Genomic DNA, 24,080 nt, shown 5'->3' with positions numbered 1-24,080 from the left:
ATTTTATATAATGGCAACATTTTTGCGTCCTTTAAGTTATAAATATCAATGGCTATATGATACTATTGCGACATTAGCGGCGATACCCGTGGGTGGTGAAAAAAAGTTTCGACAATTGGCTTTAAAAAATCTTGATATTCTCCCTGATAGTAGAATACTAGATTTGTGTTGCGGTGCGGGACAAACTACCAAATTTTTAATCAACTATTCTCAGCAAGTAACAGGTTTAGATATATCGGTAGTTTCTTTAGAAAAAGCGAAAAAAAATGTACATCAAGCAGAATTTGTGGAAGGATTTGCTCAAAAAATGCCATTTAGTGACAATTCCTTTGACTTTATTCATACTAGCGTCGCTTTACATGAAATGACGACAAAAGAGTTAGAAGAAATTTTTAAGGAAGTTTATCGAGTCTTAAAACCGAAGGGAATTTTTACTTTCATCGATTTACATCAACCGCAAAATTTATTATTTATTCCACCTCTAACAGTTTTTATGTGGTTATTTGAAACAGAAACGGCATGGCAGTTATTAAAAACGGATGTAGCTATTAAACTGACGAAGGCTGGTTTTAAGATTCTTGACACTCAACTTTATGCTGGTGGGAGTTTACAAGTCATTCAGGCACAAAAATTTATTGAAGATTAAGGTGAATTATTTCAAAAAGGGTGAACAAAATTTGATTATTCGTATATGAGGCAGATAATGAGTATCTTGACACAATTTTAACTGTCATGGTAGAATTAACGATTGTGTCTTAAATCTTGTTCGGATCAGGTAAGACATTATATAAAGCAGGAAAATAAAAGTCTGCTACCTGTACGGCAGTAAATAAAAAGGAAATTAATATGACTTATGCAGTAATTGAAATCTGCGGTAAACAGCTTAAAGTTGAGCCGGGTAGATTTTATGATTTAGATAGAATTGATGTAGAGTTAGACGGTGAATTAGTTATTGATAAAGTATTATTAATTCATCATGATGATCAAATTCATATTGGACAACCTTACGTTGAAGGTGGTAGTGTAGGCAGTACAATTATTGGTCATCGTCGGGGAAAAAAGGTTATCGTTTATAAAATGCAACCTAAAAAGAAAACCCGTAAAAAAAGAGGGCATAGACAGGAATTAAGCCGTTTATTGATTAAATCTATCAGTTTGGGCGATAATGTCTTAGCAGAAAAAGAAATAGAAATTAAAGAAGCTGAAGTTGCCGTTGAGGCTTAAGATTAAGCACAATAGATTAACAAATAAAATAAATTGAATAGGAGTATCATTTAATGGCACATAAGAAAGGTACAGGTAGTACAAGAAACGGAAGAGATTCTAATTCTAAACGTCTAGGAGTTAAACGTTACGGTGGTGAAACAGTTAAAGCTGGTAACATTTTAGTTCGTCAACGTGGCACAAAAATTTATCCAGGTAATAATGTTGGAATTGGCAAAGATGATACACTTTTCGCTTTAATTGAAGGAGTTGTAAAATTTGAGCATAAAACAGCTAGTCGCAAAAAAGTTAGCGTTTATCCTGTAGAAGTAATTCAAGCTGCTTAAATTAAATTTAAAGAATTAGATTTAATAAAAAATAGAATAATTAACAATTAACAATATTTTTGGACATCAAGAAATAACCTATTATACTAAACAGGAAAAGGTTATTCTTGATTGTAATTACACCTAGGATAATGAAAAAAATTATAAGCATTTTCAGCAGATAAAGGACGAGAGAATAAATAACCTTGTCCCAATTTGCATCCTATTTCTTCTAATATTTTTAGTTGTGTCTTGCTTTCAATTCCTTCGGCGATTACTTCTAAATTCAAATCCTGTGCCAAAGATAAAATTGCTTTAACAATTTTGGCTTTAGCTAAATCTTTTTCAATATCAATAATAAAAAAACGATCTAGTTTTAAACCATTAATTGGTAATTTATGTAAATAACTTAAACTAGAATATCCTGTGCCAAAATCATCTACCCATAACTGTATTTTACGAGCAACAATTTGATGTAGAATATCAATATTAAAATCTTCTTGAAAAATAGAACAACTTTCTGTAATTTCTAATTTAATATACTCTGGATTAATTCCCGTTTCTTCAAGAATACTATCTAGTTGAGTTAAAAAATTTTCAGTATTAAATTCTTGGCATGATAAATTAATACTTAATACAGGTAATTTTTTGAAATTAGATGAATCTTTAATTATTTTTTCTTGCCATTGTTTTAGTTGATGACAGGCTTGTTTCAAAACACTGAAACCGATGGGTATAATTAATCCAGTTTCTTCGGCTAAATTAAGAAAATGATTAGGGGTAATTAATCCTTTTTGGGGATGATTCCAACGAATTAAACTTTCAAATCCCTTAATTTCACCACTATAAATATCTACTATTGGTTGATAGTAAAGTAAAAATTCCTCTTCGATTAAACCTTGTCTAATTTCGTTTTCTAATTCTAATTCTGCTAAGGCTTCGTTGCACATTTCGCCTTGAAATACTTGATAATATCCTCTTTTTTGAGATTTTGCTTTATAAAGTGCAGTGTCAGCATATTGTAGAATTTGTGCTGGATTTAAAAAGTTATATTGTTCATTATTAATACTGCTACTGAAAAAAATGCCAATACTAACACCACAAAACAATTGATATTGATTAATAATAAATGGAGGCTGAAAGGCGGTATTAATTTTTTCAGCTAATTTAATTATTTCCTTAATCTCCGTGACTTCATCACATAAAATAGTAAATTCGTCACCGCCTAATCTAGCAACAAAATCTTTTTCTGCGACACAATTTTGTAATCTTTCTCCAATGGCAATTAATAGTAAATCTCCGATACCGTGCCCTAAACTGTCATTAACAGCTTTAAAACGATCACAATCCAAAAATAAAACACTAAACTGATAATTAGAATCAGAGTTTTCTATTAAATTAGCAATACTATTACTTAGTTTTTGTAAGAAATTGGTTCGATTAGGCAATTGAGTTAAACTATCATAAAAGGCTTGATAATGCAATTTTTCTTGAGCTTCTTTATATTTAGTAATATCTTCCACTGTGCCTTCATAATAGAGTAAATTCCCTTGAGTATTTCTGACAGCCCGTGCATTTTCTGAAATCCAAATAATGCTACCATCTCGTTTATAAACTTGAGACTCAAAATTAGTAATCGCTTCATTCTTCTCCAACAATTGGATAAATTCTTGACGTCTTTTTGGTTGTAAATATAATGATTTTTCAATATCGTTAAGATTTTCAATTAATTGTAAAGGGGTATCATAACCATATATTTTAGCCAAAGCTTTATTCGCGCTTAAATAATAACCTTCCGCAGTAGTTTGAAAAATTCCTTCAATAGCGTTTTCAAAAAAATTACGATATTTACTTTCTGCTTGAGATAAGGCTTCTTCCATCTCTTTTCTATCACTTATATCAGTAATTAAGCCTTCTATTCCTAATAATTTTCCCTGTCTATCAAAGATTCCTCTACCTTTTTCCCATACCCATTTTTCTTGATTATCTTTAGTAAAAATACGATATTCTACTGAGTAATTAATTCTTTTATTGATACTATTATTAATAACAGACAAAACTTTTTGTAAATCGAGGGAATAAGTAATTTTAGCTAAATCAATTTTATCCTCGAAAAATAATTCGGAAGGAGAATAACCTGTTAAATTTAAACATCCCTGACTAATATAATCTTTTCCCCAATTATCATCATAACTAATGCGAAAAAATACCCCAGAAGTAGAATCTATAATTGTCGATAATTCTCGCTGACTTTGATACAATCTCATTTCTATTTGTTTATGCTTAAAAACCGTGCCTAATTGATAAGCAACGGTTTCGATAAGTGCTAATAAATCGTTGTCTGTGGGTAAATTATTACGGGAAAAAAAAATAAGTATCGCAACTACTTCTTCTCCTGCCATAATAGGTACTCCAAAACCTGTTTTTAAGCCGCATTCTGAAGCTAATTTTGCTCTTAAAAACCATTTTGATTTAGAAATTTCCTCTAACCAGATAGTCTTTTTCTTCGCCCAAATTTTACCTGTTAAACCAATAGTTTGTGAAAAATGAAAATCTTGACTTTGTTGTTTAAATTCTGTTAAAGATAAGTTATCACCTTGCTGATAATTCTTTTCGGGGGGAAACCATGCGGTAGAAAAACTAAAAAATTCCCCTTGGTTATCTGACAACCATGCTTCTCCAAAATCCCAATGAGTGAGTTGACATACTTTTTGGAGAGTATATAGTAGTGCCGTTTCAAAATCTACTGCTGAAGTTATGGCTTGGGTAATATTCAATAGTAATGATTTTTCTTGTTCTTTTTTACATTTATCATTAATATCAACTATTAATCCTTCTAAATATAGTAGTTCATCCATAGGACTATAAATACCTTTTCCTTGCTCCCATACCCATTTAATTTCTCCTGAATGATGCACTACTCTATATTCTATCTCAAAAAGACTACGAGATGCGATCGCTTCTTGAATTTTTTCCCATACTAAATGTTTATCTTGATCATATATTAGACTGTTATAGGTAATATGATGGGTGCGAAATTCAGAAGCACTATAACCTATTAAATCCCAACAATTATCACTAATATATTCCATTGTCCAATTATGATCATTTCGACATTGATAAATTACTGCCGGTAAATTATTAATTAAAGAGGAAAATTGTGATAACTGAAGACTTAAATCCACAATAGAATTATGTAGTAATTGATAGAAAATAGCAACAATAACTTTTTCTGATTGCCAAGTCACAAGATTGATAGATAAACTATATAACTCAAAGTAATTTCCTAAAGGCGGATTTTGATAATTATTCAAGTCTTGAGAAGGAAAAATTTTTGGTATTAATAAATAAGAATTTTCTTTGAGTAAACTAAATACTTGTTCAATAGTATAAGGTTTAATATAATCTTGTAATTTACTTTGTATAATCAGTTGATTATCATCTATATTGAATTTTTCTTTAAAACATTGATTAGCATAAATTAAATGATGGGTGTTAGTTTTTATTAAAGCAATGGGAGTATGGATAGAATTTAAATCAATATTCTGAAAATCAAGATTACCTGATAAACTAATATATTCATGAAATTGACGAAGAAAATCATGGTTTATGTTTGAAACATTGTTAAAAATAGATTCCATAAATCTCCTGCTACCCAATTACATTTAAAGATAATATGTATTTGAAATGAATTAGTCTGATACATCACAATCTTTAAATCATTTATGAATAATTAAAGATTAAAAAATAAATCTGTAAATTTCACTATATCGGATGATAGCTAATAGTGACGATACTTAATCTTAAGATAAGGGAAAAGAGCATAATCGTCTAGTATTGTGAGTAACAATTCATTTTAATTTTGAAAATCGTTATGATAAATATAATTAAGTCTAAATCTTACACTCTACATTGATAATTATGTCTTTTACATTAATCAAAGGCACATTTCATGTTGTTGGCTATTCTCCTGATGGTGATTCTATTCGTTTTAAAGCTAATAATCCTGAAAATTGGTCAAAATTAATCGGTATTCCTCCACAATTAAATGAAGATAATCATGTACAAATTAGATTGATAGGTATTGATAGTTTAGAAACTCATTTTCGTCAATGTCAGCAGAGTGTAAAATGGGCATTAAGTGCGGCGGATTTTTTGTTGGAATACTTAAAAATTGATGAAGTAAAATGGGATGAAGAAAAGAATTTAATCATCAAAGCAAAAGATAATATTGAGGGTTTTATTTTAGCAAAAAAAACAGATCAACATGGAAGACCTTTAGGATTCGTTTTTCAAGGTAAAATTGATGCTAAGGATGGAGATATTTTCTTTTTACCTATCGATTTATTTTTAAATTCTGTTAATTATCAGAGTCTTTTATCTGGAGAATCTTATCCCACTTATTATCGTGGTTTAGCACCGACTTTAAGAAAAAAAATGACGATAGCGGTTAATTATGCTAGAAAACAAAATCGAGGAATATGGGCATTCGATTCAACTAATAAAGGATTTCACGTTTGGGATTTATTTGATGAAGAAAAAAATATCGTTATTTTACCGAAATTATTTCGTCGTCTTGTAAGCTATTTAGAAAAAAATCAAGAATTAGAAGGATTTAAACATTCCGTAGTCAAGTCTGAAAAAGTATTAATTTTACCTGCTCAAAATAAAAAACTTTTTCGGGATATTATTGTTCAAGAAGATACTATTTTTAAGTTATCAGAATTACCTGAAGATTTAGTTTATTTATAAATAATTTAAGAATTAATTGCTAATTGTTAATTAGACATTAGAACATATTAGTTTTAAATATTCATTTTTTAGCTTAAAGATTTATTATTCTTTTAGTTGTTTTATTTTTAAATACTCCACCTAATCCTAATGCTACAAATGAACCCAAAATTGTCACAGGTTCAGGAACATTTTTAACCCCTTTACAACTTCCAGGACAGCCAGCATAATCAAAACCCACTCCGTCTGAGTGACCAAAATCTGACCTTGTGAATAAGTGATAGGCTTCTAGCCCATTTTGTTCTTGGACATTGAAAGCCAAACCGCCAAAAGAAAATTTACCGGCTGTGTTTCCTAGTGGTAATACTCCTGGGGCAAAACCACCATTGGGGTTGAAAAGGTTATCTGTAGGGGAGTGGGCAATTATGTCTGGGCTAAAAGGAGGATCGTTGTTTATAGAATTGAAAACACCAGAACCAACAGGAAGAAGTCCGTCAATCGGATTTGCCGTGTTCCCTTCAAAATATGTCCCCGACACCGACGTGACGAGATATCCTGTAAAGGTGTAAGCTGGTGAAGTTAAACCGCTGATGGGGTCGGTATAAGCAGGATAACTTAAGGTCTGTAAGGTATCATCAGTGATCAGGGTTAGATCGAATGAATCATTATCAGTTCGTACACCATCGAACTTGAATGAAAGAGCGTGAACTGGATTTGCTCCTAATCCTATTACTGTAGTTGTTACAGCCAAAACGGCTAGATTTTGTTTTGTAATCATGATCTTATGTACAATAAATTTAATTTCGACTAAGTTCATTATATGCATACTTAGATATATATACTGAGATTTTAAGCATATATTAAATATTTTCACGTACTTTATGTTAAAATCAATACTATTTCTCTGATTAAATTAACTTTAAAGTGGATCATTTTAAGTATAAACACGTAAATACATCAAAAGCTAAAATTTTTTACAAATATACCTACATCATTTTGATTAAGATTATGAAAAATACTCAAGGAAAATGATCATCTTTAGTTAACCATTGCCTATCGTTAATCTACCTATCCAAAAAATTAAGAGTAATAATAAAACAAAAAAATCATATTTACTTAACTTTAATTGATGCCATTGTACTTGATGTTTATTAGGAGTAGTAAACCCTCTTACTTCCATCGCAATAGCAATTTGTTCTGCTCTTAAAAGGATATTTTCTAATAGTCTTTCTACTACAATTAACCAAATTTTTAGACTTTTTTTAATTCCTAGTTTTTTCCAGTTTATAGCTCTAGTGCGAATTGATCTAATTAAATTTTGGATTTCTTCTAATACTAAAGGAATAAATCTTAAGGCTAAAGTTAAAGTCAAAACTATCTCAGTAATGGGTAATTTAAACTTTCTGAAAGGTAATAATAATTCTTCTATTCCTGCAGTGATTTGTTCAGGTGCAGTGGTTAATAAATATAAATTACTACTATATATTAAAGTAAAAATTAAAGTACTAACTTTAATTGCTAAATCTAAAGATCTTCGAGTAATTTTGAAGTTACCAATTTGATATAAAATATATTGGTAATCTGTAGGTTGATTAATAATAATATCACTATTAGGTAATCTCGGTTGATGGGTAATAATTAAACCATCGGGTGCAAAAGATGTCATCACAAAAATTAGACAAGAAAAAAATAATAACCAACTCATCTGTTTTTTTTGTACTCGCCAAGGAATCAAAGCTAAACTGGTGATAATTATTAAAAATAAGACTAAAAAAATACGCCAGTAAGGATTTGATAATAGAGGCGTAAGTATAAGGCTCATTAACCATCCTAATTTTACTCTCGGATCGAGTCTATGTAGCCATGTTAAAGGTTTTTCTAAGTATAATCCAATGGGAAGCGATCGTAATAAATCCATAAATTAAATTAATTGAGAATTGAAAATTAAGACCTACTTATCAATCATTCATTGTCGATGCTTAACTGTCAATATTTCACTGCTATATCATAAATTCAGACTTTTTCGTAAATTATGCAACATTTTTTTACATTCATTTCGACTAAACTAGAAAAAAGCATCGGAGGTGAAAGACAAGAAAATGACATTAAGAAAAAAAGTTGAACTTAAAAAATTAGAGTCAATTCAAGGAGGAATGTCTCAATTTTATACTCCTCAATTTAGTCATGAAACTATGTTAGTGCAAATACCGCCTCAAAGTATCGATGATTTATTTGTACATCATTTTCAAACAGATCAATTATTAGTAGTTAAAGGTAATTTTGTTTTAGTCATTTTAAAAAATAGGCAATATCAATATATACATTTAAGAGAAGATAATCCTCAAGTGGTAACTATACCCACAGGTATTCCTCATGCCGCTATTAATTTTAATAATCAACCTTGTTTATTAGTGAATGCAGTATTGCGTCACGGCAAAAGTCACCCGAAGGATTATCAACCTATAAGAAAACCTTTTCCTTATGATTTAGATAGTGTTAGACATTTATTCGATGAAATTAACTTACATTCTTTAATTAGTTAAGATAGGTTTTAGGAAAACATTTTATAAGTTATTTTCACAGAGTTATAAAGCAATTTTTATCTGTTATATCATCAAAGATTGAGGATACTAAACTTAAGCAAACACTAAATTTATAACTTGTTTTAAGGTTTTGGTAAGATTATCCATACTATAGTTATTAATGCAACGTTGTCTTGCTAAATTACCTTTAATCTCAGCTTGAGGATAATCAGTGAAAATCTCTCGAATTGTATCTGCGATCGCATTTGGTCTTTGAGGTTCGATCAAATATCCTGTATCCTGTAAAATGTTGGGGATTTCTCCGACTTTAGTAGCAATAATTGGTTTTGCCATCGTCATGGCTTCAATCAATTCTAAAGGAAATTTAGCCACAGTAGTTAAACTTTCCCTTGGTGTCACCATCATAATATGACTCATCGCAATAAATTCTGGCATATCATCAAAGGCTTGAGGAGGTATTTGTATAATCCAATTTCCCCATTTTTCAATTAAAGTATTTACATAAGAAGATTGATTTTGATTACCTCCTATCAATACCAATTTCAGCTCATCTTGATTTAAACTATCTAAGGCGGTGAATATATCTTCTAATCCTTGATCTGGTTTTGCTGTACCTGTAAACATCAATAACTTATAATTTAATAAGCCATGTTTTGCTCGAATATCAGTAGCATCAAATTTATGAGGATCAAATAATTCGGTATCTTTTACATTAGGAAGATAAGTACCACCATAACGATATTCTAAAAATTTACTGCTAAGGGTAATACCATTTACTTTTTCAATGGCTTTTTCTAACCACTTAATATATAAAGGATATTGAGGTTTTTTCAATTCACTATTACTAACCAAAACATCATTAATTAAACTTCCCTGATATTGCCAATTATCGCCACCAAAATATGCCATTTCCCAATCATCTATATCTAAAATTATCGGTTTTTTACTACGCCACGCCTTAACTAATCCGACACCAAAACTACTTAATTGAGGTTTAATTATATACAAAATATCTCCATCAATTTCTTTCATCAAATTTAATGCTGTTTTCACAAAACTAGGCAAATTTACACCATGAAAATAGGTAATGGGCAAAGAATAAGGCGGTTGAGGATATATCTGTTTACCATATAAAAAACCGAAAATTCTAACTTCATAACCTAATTTTTGCAAACCTTGGGCGATGATATAGCCTCTAGTTGTACCTTGAGATGATAAATCGGGAATTAAAACAGATATTTTGGTTTTATTAGTCATGGCATAAAATGCGATCGTATTAAATTGATCGATAATATAATATGGAAATAATAGATAAAAGTGTCAATAAAAAGATTGTATCATTTCAGAGAAATAAATATCTTTTTTAAATAAATTTTGATGATGTCTGAATATTGGTTAAGTTAATTTTTTTCTTAATTTTCTTTAAGAAATAAGACAATATATAATATTTTTTTTCAAAACTAATTAATTTTTAAAAGTATTGCATTTATTTACTTTAGGATTAGCAAAAGTATTTTCAAAGATTAAAATATGTTAAATTCTAAAATTTACTTTCATGTTAAACTTTGTATTGTGGTGTTTATTTCTTGTTTGATATTATTATTAATTTATATAAGCCTCTTTATCCATCGATAGAAAATGTACAAAAAAAATATTAACTTTGTCATTATCACTATTTTGTTTATTCTATTTCCTCTTGTATTTTTTTGATTGTTTGACCTTTTTCACTAATAATTCCATCTTGAGATAAACCATTATCAAATTGATATTTATAAATAGCTTTTACCCATTTTTCTTGATCTTTTTCATTCTTATTTTTTATAGTTTCTGTATAGTTTAAAGTATCTTCTTTTAATATTTTTCGTAATTTTTCTTGCATATTATTATCATCTTTCTTAGTTATATTTTGAATCGTTAAAATACTTCCTCTAGTTGCTTCAAATTTACTTAAAGCTGTTTTAATTTGCTCACTAGATTTATTTTTTACTTCACATTTTTCAACACTAGGATAACACTCTAAAACCTGACTAATTAGATTATTTTTATCTTCACTAAAAGCTTTTTCTATATTATCTCTGAGTTTAGTTTTTTCAACTTTTAACTCTTTTTTATCTGTGATAGATGCTGTTTGTTTCTCAATAAACTTATTAGCAGTTTTTTCTAGTTTTGATTGAAATAAAAAAACTCTAGCAGTGAAACCAGTTAATCCAGAGATAATAATTAAAATAATAACAGTCCAAAGTTTCATATCTATCTCTCTATTTACAAATTTAATTGAATTTAATAAAAATTGTTCAAAACCACCAACTTCTCTATAGACTTTAACATCGTAAATTTGATGATAAAAATTAGTACCAAAACTGATAGATTTTACTTTACTAAATATAGACTTTGGTACTTTATCATAAGCAAAATGAGCAAATAATAAAGCAAATTTAGCTTCATTTAATCCATCAAATAATGTCACCAATACTTGATATTTATTAATGGGTTTAAATCTACCATAACGCCAAGCAATCGTTAATTCATCTGCAACTTTTAACCATGATTCTTCTTCCACTAATTGAAAATTATGTTTAATTTCTTTTTGTTTTACATAACTTTTCATTAATTGTAAATCATGATCAATATATTTACTAATACGATTAATATAAAAATATCCCCATAGACTTTTATCTGATTTTAATAGCCAAATAACTTCATTGACTAAAGTATTATCATCTAACAATTTAAGAATAATTGATTCTACTGCTGTTTCTATTTTATTGACAAAAGATTCTGACTTAAATTCTGTGGTAAAAACTTTTAATATCTCCCATTGAAAATTATTAGAAGTTACTAAAAATTCTTCTTTTTTGATGTTTTTCACCCATGTTAAAAATTCTGGTAAGGTGTCAGGTAAAATTAAGGCTTGTAAAGTAAAAAGTCTAGTCATTTCATCATTATAAATTCCTTGAATTTTAGCTTGTTTTAATCCTTGTCCATCAAAAATACTATGCCAAAATTTATCGTTAATATTAGGATTAATTAAAGCTTCTTCTATGGTTTTAATATATTCTAATTTAATTTTATTACGTTTACATAAAGCAGTTATTGCTATTTTAATTTTTTGCTCTTCAAAAATAGGGTGATTTAAAGTTATTTGATTACTTAAATTTTTCCTGATAATTTCTTCCGCTTTATCATCACTACATTTAATAACATAAAAACTACGGAGAGTTTCCACTGCTTGTACATTATATGCCCATGCTATCAAACCATCTCCAGCTATTTCTTCCGCTATACGATTGATAATAATTGGTGAACTTGTGCGATCGCTTGGTACAATAACGGGTAGAGAATCGGTGAATAAGTCTTGAAAATTGTCCAAGGGTACTTTAGTTTCAGGGTTATCTGTGAGTAAATGAGGGTTATCAATGGTTTTAACGTCGAGGGGATTAAATTTGAGGGGATTTTTGTTTAAAAAGTGCAGAATTTTGTTGATATTGCCCTTTCCTTCAATACAAAAATAACGATAGGCGGAAAAACTCCGAGATTCGTCCCTCGCTTTGTTTACAACTGTCACTACTGACCAAATTTCATCGTTACTGCCAACTTCCCTACCGATAAGAGATGAAGTTTCACTAGATGCACCTTCAGCAATGGCAAACAATCGGTTACTAATGGCTTCTTGGATGGGGTTAGGAATAGGATCTATTGTCTGATTCATGTAACGCCCCGTAAACCCCCTTGAAAACCAACTACCATCGGGTTTTATTTCAACTACGATACCTGTACTAAATTCGTGAATTTCTATTTGTTTATCCATAGTTTTGTGATTTTTGATCTTTATTTTTCTAACTTTTGTTCTATATCTCCCGAAAAAGCAACAAAATTTTGAGTTAATAATTTAAGTTTTTTTAATAATCATAAATATCATAATTTATTCCTCTAATTTTGCATTACGTTTACCAGTGCAAAGCCAATAAATTGGTGATACTAAACCATAAGGGCGCCAACGGCGAGGATTTTTGATAATCGATTTTGTGCCTTCTCTTCCTCTACTTATTTTTTGAGAATTTGGCTCAGGAAATTGACTTCCTAAGACTCCAAAAGATGAGGTAGTGAAATAAGAGACTTCTCCTATTTTCATTTTTTGCCATGCTTGTAGTCGCCGATAAAGTTGAGGGAAACGATTATTAGCAATTTTTTCTCCAGATTGACGATTTATCCATAATTCAGATTGTTCACATTTACTAAAAGTCACGGCAATTCTTCTTTTTCCTTTGTCTAAATCTGCTTGATTTAAAGCTAATAAAAATTTGTCTAAGCCGTTGGCATATTCGCTATCTTTTCGGTGAGATGTGCCATCAATTAATAACATAATTCCAGTGGCTTGAAGACAATCATCTAAGTAATCATCTAGCAAACTATCACCTATTTTATACATTAAATCAGAGAAAAATTCCCCAGCATAATCTTTACAATTAATCGTTAATTTTACTTGATTTACTAAAGTTATATTCAGAGTATAATCTTTAACCTCATCAATATTTGCATTTAACATTGTTGGTTCTAATTCTAGTCCTTGTTCGAGGATATTTTGAGCTTGAGTAACTAAATTTTCTGCGTCTTCACCAATAGGAATAATACTTTGTACAAAACTATCGCTACTGGCATTAGGATAGTAAGCAAGAGATGCCATATAGCTGGTTTTTCCTGACTGGCGATCGCCAATTACTCGAATAGAAGCATTTTCTTCAACATATTCTGACTTATTACTAAGTTTATTAAGGATATTTTTAAACATAAAATAAATTATAAAAAGTTCCTAAGATTATTTTATAAATCTTTCAAATCTTGCTTAAATAAAATAATTATTAAAAGTTAAATTTTGATTAATTTTATTTCATCTTAGATATTATCTTGAATATTGATATTAAATATATTTTGTAATTAATTTAGACTTTACTTAACCAGTATAAAGGTTCAATTAAATTATAAGGTTGCCAACTATTTGGCTCTCTTAAAACTGATTCTGAGCCATTACTTCCAGCTTGATCTATTCTATTCGGACGAGGATCATTTTTGTGTAAAACTCCGAAGGTTGAAAGGGCATAAAACCGCAAATTTTTAGGATTAATACTATCTTGTAAAATTGTTTTTGTTCGAGGTAAATGAATACCAAATAAATCCGTTTCAGGATCTATTCTTCCGGGCCATAATTCGCCTCTTTCACACTTACTCATTACCACCGCTAATTTTAAATTTTGAGTCCTTTGTTTTTCATCCATTAATTTTATAAATTGACTCATAACCTTATAATAAAATTTATCAGTACCATGTTCCCAATGAGTAAATAAAATTAAACAACCTCTCACATCTGCCATTAAACATTCGTCTATAAATTCTTGATGAATTTCATCAGATAAATTTCGATCAGCAATTTTTTCAAAGACTTCCCCAGGATAATCTCTGACATTCAATTGAATATTTTCAATTTTTTTAAATAGTCCTTTTTTGACCTGTAATTGAAATGAGTAATAAGGTAAACTATCAACACCACCTTCTGCTATTTTTGTAGATTCAAAAGTTGCCCCTTCTACAAGGATATTTTCAGCACTTTCTGCTAAATCCCTAGATTCATCGTTAAGAGGTTGAATTTTAAAATTATTGTCTTTTCCTTTCTGACTTCTTAAAGCAGGTAAATAAGATAACGCCGCTAAATACGTTGTTTTTCCCGAAAGACGAGGACCAATTACAACAATATTGCCCATAAAAAATTAATTCCTTATTTCGATAAAAAACTGCCCAGATAAAGCCAAGGTAATTCTAGCAAACTTCTATTATAAATGCTAGTAATAAAAAATTTAACAGATAAACCAGAAATACTCTTATTTAATTCTCTAATTTGAGGATGAATAGGGCTAAAATAGCGATCATAAACATATTGATTTCGCTGTTGCCAATTAAAATGAGATCTATTGGGAATATAACCTAAAATATTAGCTTCTTGCTGTAAATTACAAAATAAATCTGCCTTATTTAAACATAATAATAAATGGCGAATTTTAGGACAATCATAACGAAAAAAATCAACCCATCTTTGAAAACGATTACACCATTGTTGTTGAGTAATAAAATCTTCTCTATTGAATTGATCATGAACTAATTGACGATAAGGAGGAAGTACTAACAAAATTCCCTCACTTTCTCTAATTTTAGTTAAAAATTCTTGCCATTGAGAGTTATTTTCTGTTTGCCAATTTTTTCGCCAAATTTCTCCTGCTGTATCTAACCAATAAGAGTTAATTTCTTTATTTCCTGTGGGTAATTGTACTCTTACATTTAAGTATTGATCATAGACAGATTTAAAAGCCTCTGTTGGTTTTGTTTTTTGCAAATTTTCATCATATAAAAGACTTTTTATATATTGATAATCTGGTGCTATTACTTTGACATAATGACTCTGTGGATTTGCTAACTCTAAAGCCAAATGAGTTTTTCCAGCTGCCCTATCACCTATATAAATTACCCCCAAAATATACCTCCTTTAAGGTAACAATTATTGATCAATTAATCTCTTGGTTAATTTTTATTTACATCTAAAATACGAGAAGAAATAAAGCGATTCATCCATCCTTCTAAATATTTCCGATTAGCTTGTTTTTCTTCTATGTTTTTAGTGTTTAAATCATAGGGTGCTAATCCTCTAATAGCGGCTGTAGTTACACAGTACATAGACTTTTGGAAAGTAACGCAAATTTTGACTAATAAATCGTCATCACCTCGTGAAGTATTTCTATAGACCTCATGTAAATACTCAGGTAAATAATGACGCATATCTTGCATTAATAATGTAGGGGGAATTCCAGCACTACCGACGGGTAAAGGATCAGCATATAATGCACCATAGGTAAATAATGATTGATCATAGGGTATTTGATTTTCTTGAGCATTGTAAGAGACTGTGCCCAAAAATGGAGTTCCACGAAAGAAAACAGCTTCCACATAAGGTACTGCTGTATCCATCAGAAACGTTAATCCTGCTTTTTTGGGAATTAATTCGTAGATTTTGCCTTTAATTTCCACCGCATAAGTTATGGGCTTATTAGCATCCGCTACTAAAGCATCTAAAATATGTTTAACAACTTCTTCGATTGAGTTAATTTCGCCGTTGTCGTATCTGTCCGATAAACTGAGAAACATATCACTCATTACCCGCCAAAATTGTCCTAATGCTGAATAATAAGTTAGCATTTTGATTTGTTCTGACAAAAATTCTGGAAATAGCTTATTTAAGCCTAAAATAACGGGATTTCCTTTTAATTTAGCTGAAATAGCTTGTTTGGTTGCTTCGGCAAATTCTGCACTATCTACATATTCGTCTAACTTACCGCCTCCATGCCATAACATTGCACGCATACAATATTCAGCATATTCAAAATTTATGCGATCGTGCCACCAATGACGCAATAATTTATTATTTGAAAAATCACCATTAAAATATTTAAAAAAAGGAAATAAAACTAAAAATTGATGTTCAGCAATGTAATTAAGATTATTAGAATAAGCATCTAAAACTATGCCATAAGACTTTAAAATTCCCACAACCTCAAGAACATTTTCAGAACTATCTTTTAGTAAACTTTTACCTGATTCTAAACTATGAATAAACTCAGCTAAAGGATGTTTTGAAGGGTTAAGAGTAGTTGCTACCATATAATTTAAGTAATAAGTAAATTTATTTATAAGATTTTATATTATGAAATCATCAATTATGGATTGTTAACTATTCAAGTATTGTTCTAAATCTTCAATTAAACGAGTTAACTCTGCTTCAGAAGTCAATCTTAAACGATCATCTCTAACGGTAACTAAAACCTTGGCAGAAAAAGCATTAGGATAAATATTAGGATTACAAAATACTTCCAAAAAAACATCTCCTGTATGTTGATATTCCATCGGCTTCTCAGGGATAGGTTTACCACCTAATTTAGCTTGTAAAACAAGATTTTTAAGACTTTGCATTAAAAGAGTGATTTCTTGTTTTAGTTTTTCTGCGGCATCAAGACTAAAATTAAAAGAAACAGCACCTTGAAGCAAATTAATAGTAAATTGACTCATAAAATAGATTTATTTGAATGATTGAGAAACTTTGTTCATATTATCATCAGAAAACAATCTTCCAATTAAATATTGGTTACTTATTCCTTTATTTTAAAAATTATGATAACCTTTAATATATTAGATCGATTTGTCAGTACATATAATTGAGTAGGAATCAATGACTTCTAACGAAAACACGTCTAATCCTATCCCCTTTAAAGAGTTTACCGCCCTAAAACAAACGGGATTTTTTGAAAATCTTAAGCAACCTCGTTTTAGTGGTCAACTTTTGCTGACAGGTCCAAGACAAGCTAAGTGGGTATTTTATCTCTATTTGGGTAGATTAGTTTATGCCACTGGAGGAAATCACCCTGTCAGAAGATGGCGACGTAATCTCGTAGCACATTTGCCTCATGTTCCGAATAATATGTCGGCGATTCAGGGAGATGTCGATCGCCTAGAATTAGATGAGTATAATAATTGTTGGGAATATGAATTATTATGTTTTTGGGTGGAGCAACAAAAAGTAACCCTCGAACAAGCCGCTAAAATGATTCGTCAAAATATAGTTGAGGTGTTGTTTGATGTTACTCAAGCAGTGCAAGTTACTTGTGAACTCAAACCAGATAAAAATTTACCTTTTTCCACTCGTTTAGTCTTAATAGATGCTGAACAGGTTATTATTGAAGCACAAAAAGGATGGCACGCATGGCAGTCTGCAAAAATTGCCGATCGTTCCCCTGATATGGCTCCCATTATCACTCAACCTCAAGAATTAGAACAACAAACGAATCCTCAAATATATCAAACCCTCAGTCAATTATTAGATGGACAACAAACTCTAAGAGATTTATCCGTAAGAATGAAAAGAGATGTTGTCACGGTGACTAGATCTTTACTACCTTATGTACAAAGAGGTTTAGTACGTTTAATCGAAATATCAGACCTTGAACAGCCAAAACTACCTATTCACCGTCTTGATGACGAGACTTTAAATAATCAGAAAATCACTATTGCCTGTGTTGATGATAGTCCTCTCATTTGTCAAACCATGGAAAAAATTATCACCAGTGCTGGTTATAACTTTATTGGAGTTAATGATGCTTTGAGAGCGATCGCTGTTTTATTAGCGAAAAAACCTGATTTAATATTTCTTGACTTAATCATGCCTAATGCTAATGGCTACGAAATTTGTAGTCAACTCAGAAAATTAACTTTTTTCAAGCATACACCCATTGTGATTTTAACAGGGAATGATGGTTTAGTTGATCGAGTTCGGGCTAAAATGGTAGGATCATCAGATTTTATCAGTAAACCAGTAGATACGGCTTTAGTGTTAGAAACTATTCGTAAACATCTACGATTGTCAGTATCTTAACAATTAACTATAAACTACTATTTTCGAGCTATCAGTGATTAACAAAAAATGATAGTTTAGTCATAGAAATAAAGCAGAAAGTAACAAAATAAAGGAATATATTGTCAAATAATAACTATTACTGAGAAAATAAAAAAATAAACAAATAGAGGTAAAAATTATGGGAAATGCTTTAATTGTGGATGATTCTTCGACAGAGAGAAAGATATTAGTTAGTTATTTGGTAGAATGGGGTATTACAGTTACTACTGCTGAAAGTGGAGAAGAAGCCTTAGAAAAATTAAGTAGTAGTATTCCTGATTTAATCATTTTGGATGTAGTCTTACCGGGTAAAAGTGGTTTTGAAATTTGTAGAGAAATAAAAGCGGGAGAAAATACAGGGAAAATACCAGTAATTATTTGTTCAACGAAAGGCAGTGAAATGGATAAATTTTGGGGAATGAAACAAGGTGCAGATGCTTATATACCTAAACCAGTGGATAAAGAAGAATTATTTTCTACCGTAAAAAAATTAATTAAGTAATAAACTAAACAATTAGTTAATTTTTATTAGATTTCTTTAACCATTAAAAACAAAATCAATTGTCATAAATCAATTATTAATTTGCATAGTTATTTCAATGATCTCCCAAAGAAAATTATCATTTCTGGAATGTTCTATATAGGCTAATTATTCCTCATTACTTGGGTGAATACCATTCACCCCTAAAGATTACTAATTATTTTACTTAATCATTAAAATCGATACATATTGACATCATTATGAGTGAACAAATATTGTCTTTGTCAAATCAGAAAAAAACTGAAGAATCTCAAAAACAACAATTTTTAAGATTTGTTCTTTTACCCGATACTAACTTAATGATTTCATTATCAGACATTGCGGCAGTATTAAAAATTCCTTTTGGACAAATTATTCCGATTCCTGAGATGCCTTCATGGGTAATTGGAGTTTATAATTGGCGTGGAGAAATAGTCTGGATGATAGATTTAGGACAATTATTAGGGTTTACTCCTTGGTATCAGCAATCAGTGGTTGCTTCCAATCATAAAGCGGTAGTAATTCATCCTAGCAGTCAAGATCGTAAAAGTAGGACTTCTGGAGATTTAGTAGGATTAATTGTTAGTGATGTTAATGATATTGAATTATGTAATACCAATGAGCTTCATTCTCCCCCTGCTTCGGCTGTTACTCCAGATTTAGCACCATTTTTAAGAGGATACTGGATAAAAGAGAATGGTGACATTATTGTTACTATTGATGGAGATGCTATTTTTGCTGCTATGCCGAAAGAATAAACTTGATTTGAGTTCGACAGAATAAAAATGGTGAAGACGAGACAGGTGGACAAGTAGAATGGAAGAAAACTTCTCAATATTCGATGCACTTTTGAGAGAATTTTATTGATTCACAAGAAATATAATCTGCCTGTCTCTTTGTCAGCCTGTCTTTCAACTCAGTCATCAGTCATCACCTATTTTGAGATCGAAATCAGGTTATTTTCTATCTACTACCCTCATTCCTCAGACTTTTTTGTCTACCCATTGCCTGACTTCTGAAAGAAGTCTATTATTAATTCTTTATTTTGGTAGGATTGATTTAATTACATCCATTAGCGGTAAAACTCAATCATGAAATTTTCCAGACGTAATTTTTTGCAAAATGCAAGTTTAAGTATCGCTTCTTTAGGAGGATTTTGGGGTAATATCTCTCTTTCTAAATATCAATTAAATGCCTATGGTGAAACTCTAAAATCATCAGCTTCACGAAAATTAGCTTTATTAGTCGGTATTAATCAATATTCTCAAGGCAAGAATTTACGAGGATGCACTACAGATGTTGAATTACAGAAAAAACTACTGATTTACCATTTTGGTTTTTCCCCTGACAATATTATTACTTTAGTTGATCGTGAAGCTACTAGAGAAAATATTTTAACAGCATTTGAAGAACATTTAATTAAACGAGCAGAAAATAACGATGTAGTAATCTTTCATTTCAGTGGTTACGGAAGACAAATAAAATTAAATAACGATGATAACAATTCAACCACAGTTAATAGTTTAATTACCTATGATAGTATCAAATCCCATGATAATATTGTTGAGGATATTTTATTAGATACTTTTCTACAATTAGGAACATCATTAAAAACTAATAAATATACTTTTATTTTTGATACCAGTTTCATTTCTTCTTCTGTATTTATCACCCATGAATTAACATCTCGTTCTTACCCATTTAATACTAACTTGTTTATCAGCCAAGAAGAAGTAACTTTCAATAAAAATTTACAAAAAAATAGTCAAAATAAGAGATTAAAAAATAAAAAAAATAACTTATTATCAGGATTAATTATTACTCCTTTTAGAAACAATTTGGCAATAGAAATAAATAGTACTAACTTTAATGTTGGCTTATTTACTTATTGCTTAACTCAATCTTTATGGGAAAATTTACCTTTGACTGATAATTTATCTTTGATGAAAAAAGTAGCTTCTCAGATAACTTTATATACAGGAAAAAGTGAAACATTTAATTTTTATGGAGATCTAAAAAATAGTATTTTACCTTATCATTTATCTTTAGACTCTTTCTCTCAAGGAAATGCGATTATTACCAATATTATTGAGCCTAATATTATAGAATTAGAATTATTAAGTTTACCATTATTAGTATTATTAAACTATGGTTTAAATTCATGTTTTATAGCTAATCTTGGAGAAGAAAAAAAAGTTACTATTCAAATTAACTCCTTAGTGGGAAATAAGGCTAAAGGAATTCTAATTAACAGTAATAAAAATTTAGTTTATAAAGGATTAATTCTTCGAGAATCCTTACGCATTATAAAGAGAAATACCACTTTAAATATTGCTTTAAATGATAGTCTTGAAAAAATAGAAAAAGTCGATGCTACCAGTGCATTAAGTGCAATTAGTGAGATAGAATCAGTTGTTAATTTAGGAGATAATTTTGCAGATTTAGTTTTTGGTAAAGTAAATGATAAAAAAACAATGATAGATGGCTATGGTTTATTTACTTCCTCAGAAGTTTTATTAGTTAATACTTATCCAAAAGTTGATAATGAAGCTGTCTCTTCAGCTATAAAACACCTAATCCCTTCTTTAAAAATTGCTTTAGCAGAAAAATTATTACAATTAACTTCTAATCAATATTCTTCTTTATTATCAGTTAATATTAATGTGGAAATCAGTCATAATGATAAAATTATTAATATCCAAGAACAAACTAGCTATAGTAATTATCAGCCTATAAAAAATCCTTTTCAAAAATATTCTAACAATGATCAAAATTTATTAATAGAAATTCCTTTTGATAGTCAGTTAACTATTACTATTAATAATGAGAATAATCATAATTTATATTATTTATTAGTTGGAATTAATTCTTCCAGACAAGCTATTAGTTATTTTTCTCCTGATGAGATAATTATTAATTCGTTAGATAACATAACAATTCCCAAACATAAAAGTTCATTGAAATGGAGCATGAATACGGATAAAGCAATTAGTAAACTGATGTTAATTTGTTCTAAATCTCCTTTTAATCAAACCTTAAACCAATTATATAAAAATCCTAATTTAAAACCAGATATAGAGCAAATAATTTTATTAGATAATCCTGTCATAATTGCTAAAGCTATATTAGAAGATTTACATTTAGGAAGTAATATTAGTAATAATATAATCAATAATCTCAATGATGTTTACGCTTTAGATTTAAGTCATTGGGTTACGTTTAATCTTACTTATAAAGTTGTCTAAATCTAATTTATAATCAGACTTTAACTTAAAACTTCATATTTTTTTAATTAACTTCATCTACAATATAAGAAATAGTTAATAAAAACTGCTTTACTTTAAACACTATTAGGATTGTGTGTCACAATATTATTATAATAAATATTAAGAATTAAAAATCTACAAAAAAAATGATTAAAATTTTCATTGTTGAAGACGAAATAATTGCGGCAGAAAGTTTGATGATTGATTTGACTCAATTAGGCTATGAAGTTATCGGAAAATCAAATAATGGAGAAAAAGCCTTATTAGAAATTCAAAAAACTAATCCTGATTTAGTTTTAATGGATATTAATCTAAAAGGGAATATGGATGGAATTAAATTAACAGAAGAATTAGCAAAAATTACCTCTATTCCTGTGATTTATTTAACAGCTTATTCCAATGAAGAAATATTATCTAGAGCCGCAAATACTTTCCCTTATGGGTATATTGTAAAACCCTATAAAAAAGAAGATTTATCCACCACAATTATTGTTGCTTTACAAAAATATAAAGAAATTGAAAAAATTAAATATCAACTGATTGAGCAACGGGAAAAATTAAACTATATTTCTAAATTTGATGAAATAACTGAATTGCCAAATCAACTTTCATTGGTAGAAAATTTTAATGGTATTTTAGAAGTTTTTTATCAACAATTAAGTGATGAATTTACTGGTAATGAGAATGAAATTCCTCAATTAATTCCTATTTTTTATCTTAATTTTAGTCGATTTAAGCTCATTAGAGATGAATTTGGACAAGATTTAGGAAATATGTTATTAAAAGCATTAGTCAAAAGATTAAAAGCTAATTTAAGTGAACAAACTATTATCACTCGTCTTGAAGGAGATGATTTTGCCTTAATTATTCCTCCTATTGAAACTAAACAAACTGCTATTGATTTAGCAAAAATGTTATTAGAAAAAATCACCCCACCTTTTATTTATAAAAATCAAGAAATTTTTATCGATTTTCGCATTGGTATAACATTTTATCCTCTTCAAGGGCAAAATATCGATGAACTTTTATACAAAGCAAAAGAAAGTATTAAAGACTTAGAAAAACTAGGAGAAAATCAGTATCAAATTTATTCTCCTGCTTTGCATAAATATACTCCAAAACAAATATCCTTAGAAGCACAATTACACCATGCTATAGAAAGAAATGAGTTAGAACTTTATTACCAACCAAAAGTAGAATTTAAAACCAATAAAGTTACTGGTGCAGAAGCATTATTAAGATGGAATCATCCTGAAGAAAAATTTATTTCCCCTTCAATATTTATTCCTTTAGCAGAAGAAATTGGCTTAATTGACACGATTGGAGAATGGGTTTTAAATAAAGCCTGTGAACAATTTTCTTTCTTACAAAAAAAATATAAAAACGATTTACAAATAGCTGTTAATATTTCTGCAAGACAATTTAATCAAGACTTATTAGAGCATAAATTATTGAAAATTATGAGCTATCATTATTTTAATCCCAACTTATTAGAATTAGAATTAACAGAAAGTTTATTAGTTAATAATGCTAATACAGTAGCAAAAAAATTAAATAAATTGAAGTCTTTAGGATTTAAAATTGCTATAGACGATTTTGGCACAGGATATTCTTCTTTGGGTTATATGCAAAATTTTAATTTTGATACTCTCAAAATTGATCGTTGTTTTATTAAAGATATTCAAATTAATCCAAAAAATGCGACGATTACTAAATCATTGATTGATATGGCACATCAATTAAATCTTAATGTGGTAGCAGAAGGAGTGGAAATTGAACCAGAATTAGCTTTTTTACATAAAAATAATTGTGATTTTTATCAAGGTTATTTATTTAGTCGCCCCCTTCCTTTTCGTCAATTTGAGGAATTATTAATTAATAATATTTAATGTTCAATTTTTTAATACAATTTATTAATGATAGTAGATAATCTCAAACCCATTTAACTAGCATATCTTAAAATTAGTAAAAAATTTTTAAAACTCTTGCCTGTTAACTATTAGA

At 29.3% G+C, this 24,080-nt stretch carries 20 protein-coding genes; 10 read left to right on the top strand and 10 right to left on the bottom strand.

The window, feature by feature from the left end:
* Nucleotides 1–10 precede the first annotated feature (10 nt).
* The 3 genes from GM3708_RS08425 (at nt 11) to rpmA (ending at nt 1,550) form a co-directional block, all read left to right on the top strand.
* Nucleotides 11–646, top strand: a complete 636-nt coding sequence (locus GM3708_RS08425) for a class I SAM-dependent methyltransferase (RefSeq protein ID WP_066345564.1) — start codon at nt 11–13, stop codon at nt 644–646.
* A 200-nt stretch (nt 647–846) separates the two neighbouring features.
* A complete protein-coding gene (gene rplU / locus GM3708_RS08420) occupies nt 847–1,224 on the top strand; it encodes a 50S ribosomal protein L21 (protein ID WP_066345563.1) in 378 nt (125 codons plus the stop codon).
* Between the two features lie 53 nt (nt 1,225–1,277).
* A complete protein-coding gene (gene rpmA, locus GM3708_RS08415) occupies nt 1,278–1,550 on the top strand; it encodes a 50S ribosomal protein L27 (protein ID WP_066345560.1) in 273 nt (90 codons plus the stop codon).
* A gap of 101 nt (nt 1,551–1,651) precedes the next feature.
* On the opposite strand, the gene GM3708_RS18280 is transcribed toward rpmA, so the two are convergent.
* Complete coding sequence (locus tag GM3708_RS18280; protein WP_066345559.1) at nt 1,652–5,170, bottom strand: EAL domain-containing protein; 3,519 nt, start codon at nt 5,168–5,170, stop codon at nt 1,652–1,654.
* 280 nt (nt 5,171–5,450) lie between these two features.
* Here GM3708_RS18280 and GM3708_RS08405 point away from each other — a divergent pair, with 280 nt between their 5' ends.
* A complete protein-coding gene (locus GM3708_RS08405; protein WP_066345558.1) occupies nt 5,451–6,281 on the top strand; it encodes a thermonuclease family protein in 831 nt (276 codons plus the stop codon).
* A 73-nt stretch (nt 6,282–6,354) separates the two neighbouring features.
* On the opposite strand, the gene GM3708_RS08400 is transcribed toward GM3708_RS08405, so the two are convergent.
* Both GM3708_RS08400 and GM3708_RS08395 read right to left on the bottom strand, forming a co-directional pair.
* Complete coding sequence (locus GM3708_RS08400; protein ID WP_066349382.1) at nt 6,355–7,038, bottom strand: PEP-CTERM sorting domain-containing protein; 684 nt, start codon at nt 7,036–7,038, stop codon at nt 6,355–6,357.
* Between the two features lie 264 nt (nt 7,039–7,302).
* Nucleotides 7,303–8,178 (bottom strand): energy-coupling factor transporter transmembrane protein EcfT, encoded by an 876-nt coding sequence (locus tag GM3708_RS08395; RefSeq protein ID WP_066345557.1) that lies wholly within the window; start codon nt 8,176–8,178, stop codon nt 7,303–7,305.
* Nucleotides 8,179–8,359: 181 nt separating this feature from the next.
* Here GM3708_RS08395 and GM3708_RS08390 point away from each other — a divergent pair, with 181 nt between their 5' ends.
* Entirely contained in the window at nt 8,360–8,803 is a 444-nt protein-coding gene (locus GM3708_RS08390) for a dTDP-4-dehydrorhamnose 3,5-epimerase (RefSeq protein ID WP_066345556.1), read from the top strand.
* A gap of 93 nt (nt 8,804–8,896) precedes the next feature.
* Here the strand turns inward: GM3708_RS08390 and GM3708_RS08385 are convergent, their stop codons facing one another.
* The 7 genes from GM3708_RS08385 to GM3708_RS08355 all read right to left on the bottom strand — a co-directional run bounded on the left by GM3708_RS08385 (nt 8,897) and on the right by GM3708_RS08355 (nt 16,909).
* Nucleotides 8,897–10,060 carry a glycosyltransferase gene (locus GM3708_RS08385; protein ID WP_066345552.1) on the bottom strand — a complete coding sequence of 388 codons (1,164 nt, stop codon included), beginning with the start codon at nt 10,058–10,060 and terminating at the stop codon, nt 8,897–8,899.
* A gap of 424 nt (nt 10,061–10,484) precedes the next feature.
* Nucleotides 10,485–12,611: a hypothetical protein gene (locus GM3708_RS08380; protein WP_066345551.1), complete on the bottom strand. Its 2,127-nt coding sequence runs from the start codon at nt 12,609–12,611 to the stop codon at nt 10,485–10,487.
* A gap of 114 nt (nt 12,612–12,725) precedes the next feature.
* A complete protein-coding gene (locus tag GM3708_RS08375) occupies nt 12,726–13,592 on the bottom strand; it encodes a hypothetical protein (protein ID WP_066345550.1) in 867 nt (288 codons plus the stop codon).
* Between the two features lie 151 nt (nt 13,593–13,743).
* Nucleotides 13,744–14,559 carry an ATP-binding protein gene (locus tag GM3708_RS08370; RefSeq protein WP_066345549.1) on the bottom strand — a complete coding sequence of 272 codons (816 nt, stop codon included), beginning with the start codon at nt 14,557–14,559 and terminating at the stop codon, nt 13,744–13,746.
* A gap of 14 nt (nt 14,560–14,573) precedes the next feature.
* Nucleotides 14,574–15,323, bottom strand: coding sequence for a hypothetical protein (locus GM3708_RS08365; protein WP_066345548.1), 750 nt, complete (start codon nt 15,321–15,323; stop codon nt 14,574–14,576).
* A 47-nt stretch (nt 15,324–15,370) separates the two neighbouring features.
* The gene (locus GM3708_RS08360; RefSeq protein WP_066345543.1) at nt 15,371–16,504 is read right to left on the bottom strand and encodes a CO2 hydration protein; all 1,134 of its coding nucleotides are present in this window, start codon (nt 16,502–16,504) and stop codon (nt 15,371–15,373) included.
* 66 nt (nt 16,505–16,570) lie between these two features.
* The gene (locus GM3708_RS08355; RefSeq protein ID WP_066345542.1) at nt 16,571–16,909 is read right to left on the bottom strand and encodes a hypothetical protein; all 339 of its coding nucleotides are present in this window, start codon (nt 16,907–16,909) and stop codon (nt 16,571–16,573) included.
* 160 nt (nt 16,910–17,069) lie between these two features.
* Between GM3708_RS08355 and GM3708_RS08350 the strand changes: the two genes are divergently transcribed.
* The 5 genes from GM3708_RS08350 (at nt 17,070) to GM3708_RS08330 (ending at nt 23,965) form a co-directional block, all read left to right on the top strand.
* Entirely contained in the window at nt 17,070–18,269 is a 1,200-nt protein-coding gene (locus tag GM3708_RS08350) for a response regulator (RefSeq protein WP_066345541.1), read from the top strand.
* 160 nt (nt 18,270–18,429) lie between these two features.
* Entirely contained in the window at nt 18,430–18,792 is a 363-nt protein-coding gene (locus GM3708_RS08345) for a response regulator transcription factor (protein ID WP_066345539.1), read from the top strand.
* Nucleotides 18,793–19,031: 239 nt separating this feature from the next.
* Nucleotides 19,032–19,568 (top strand): chemotaxis protein CheW, encoded by a 537-nt coding sequence (locus GM3708_RS08340; protein WP_066345537.1) that lies wholly within the window; start codon nt 19,032–19,034, stop codon nt 19,566–19,568.
* A gap of 333 nt (nt 19,569–19,901) precedes the next feature.
* Nucleotides 19,902–22,055: a caspase family protein gene (locus GM3708_RS08335; RefSeq protein WP_066345536.1), complete on the top strand. Its 2,154-nt coding sequence runs from the start codon at nt 19,902–19,904 to the stop codon at nt 22,053–22,055.
* Nucleotides 22,056–22,222: 167 nt separating this feature from the next.
* On the top strand, nt 22,223–23,965 hold the full coding sequence (locus GM3708_RS08330; protein ID WP_066345534.1) for an EAL domain-containing protein: 1,743 nt from the start codon (nt 22,223–22,225) through the stop codon (nt 23,963–23,965).
* The last annotated feature ends 115 nt before the right edge of the window (nt 23,966–24,080 follow it).

The sequence above is a fragment of the Geminocystis sp. NIES-3708 genome (assembly GCF_001548095.1).
Classification (GTDB): Bacteria; Cyanobacteriota; Cyanobacteriia; order Cyanobacteriales; family Cyanobacteriaceae; genus Geminocystis.
This window is presented reverse-complemented; position numbering and strand designations above follow the sequence as displayed.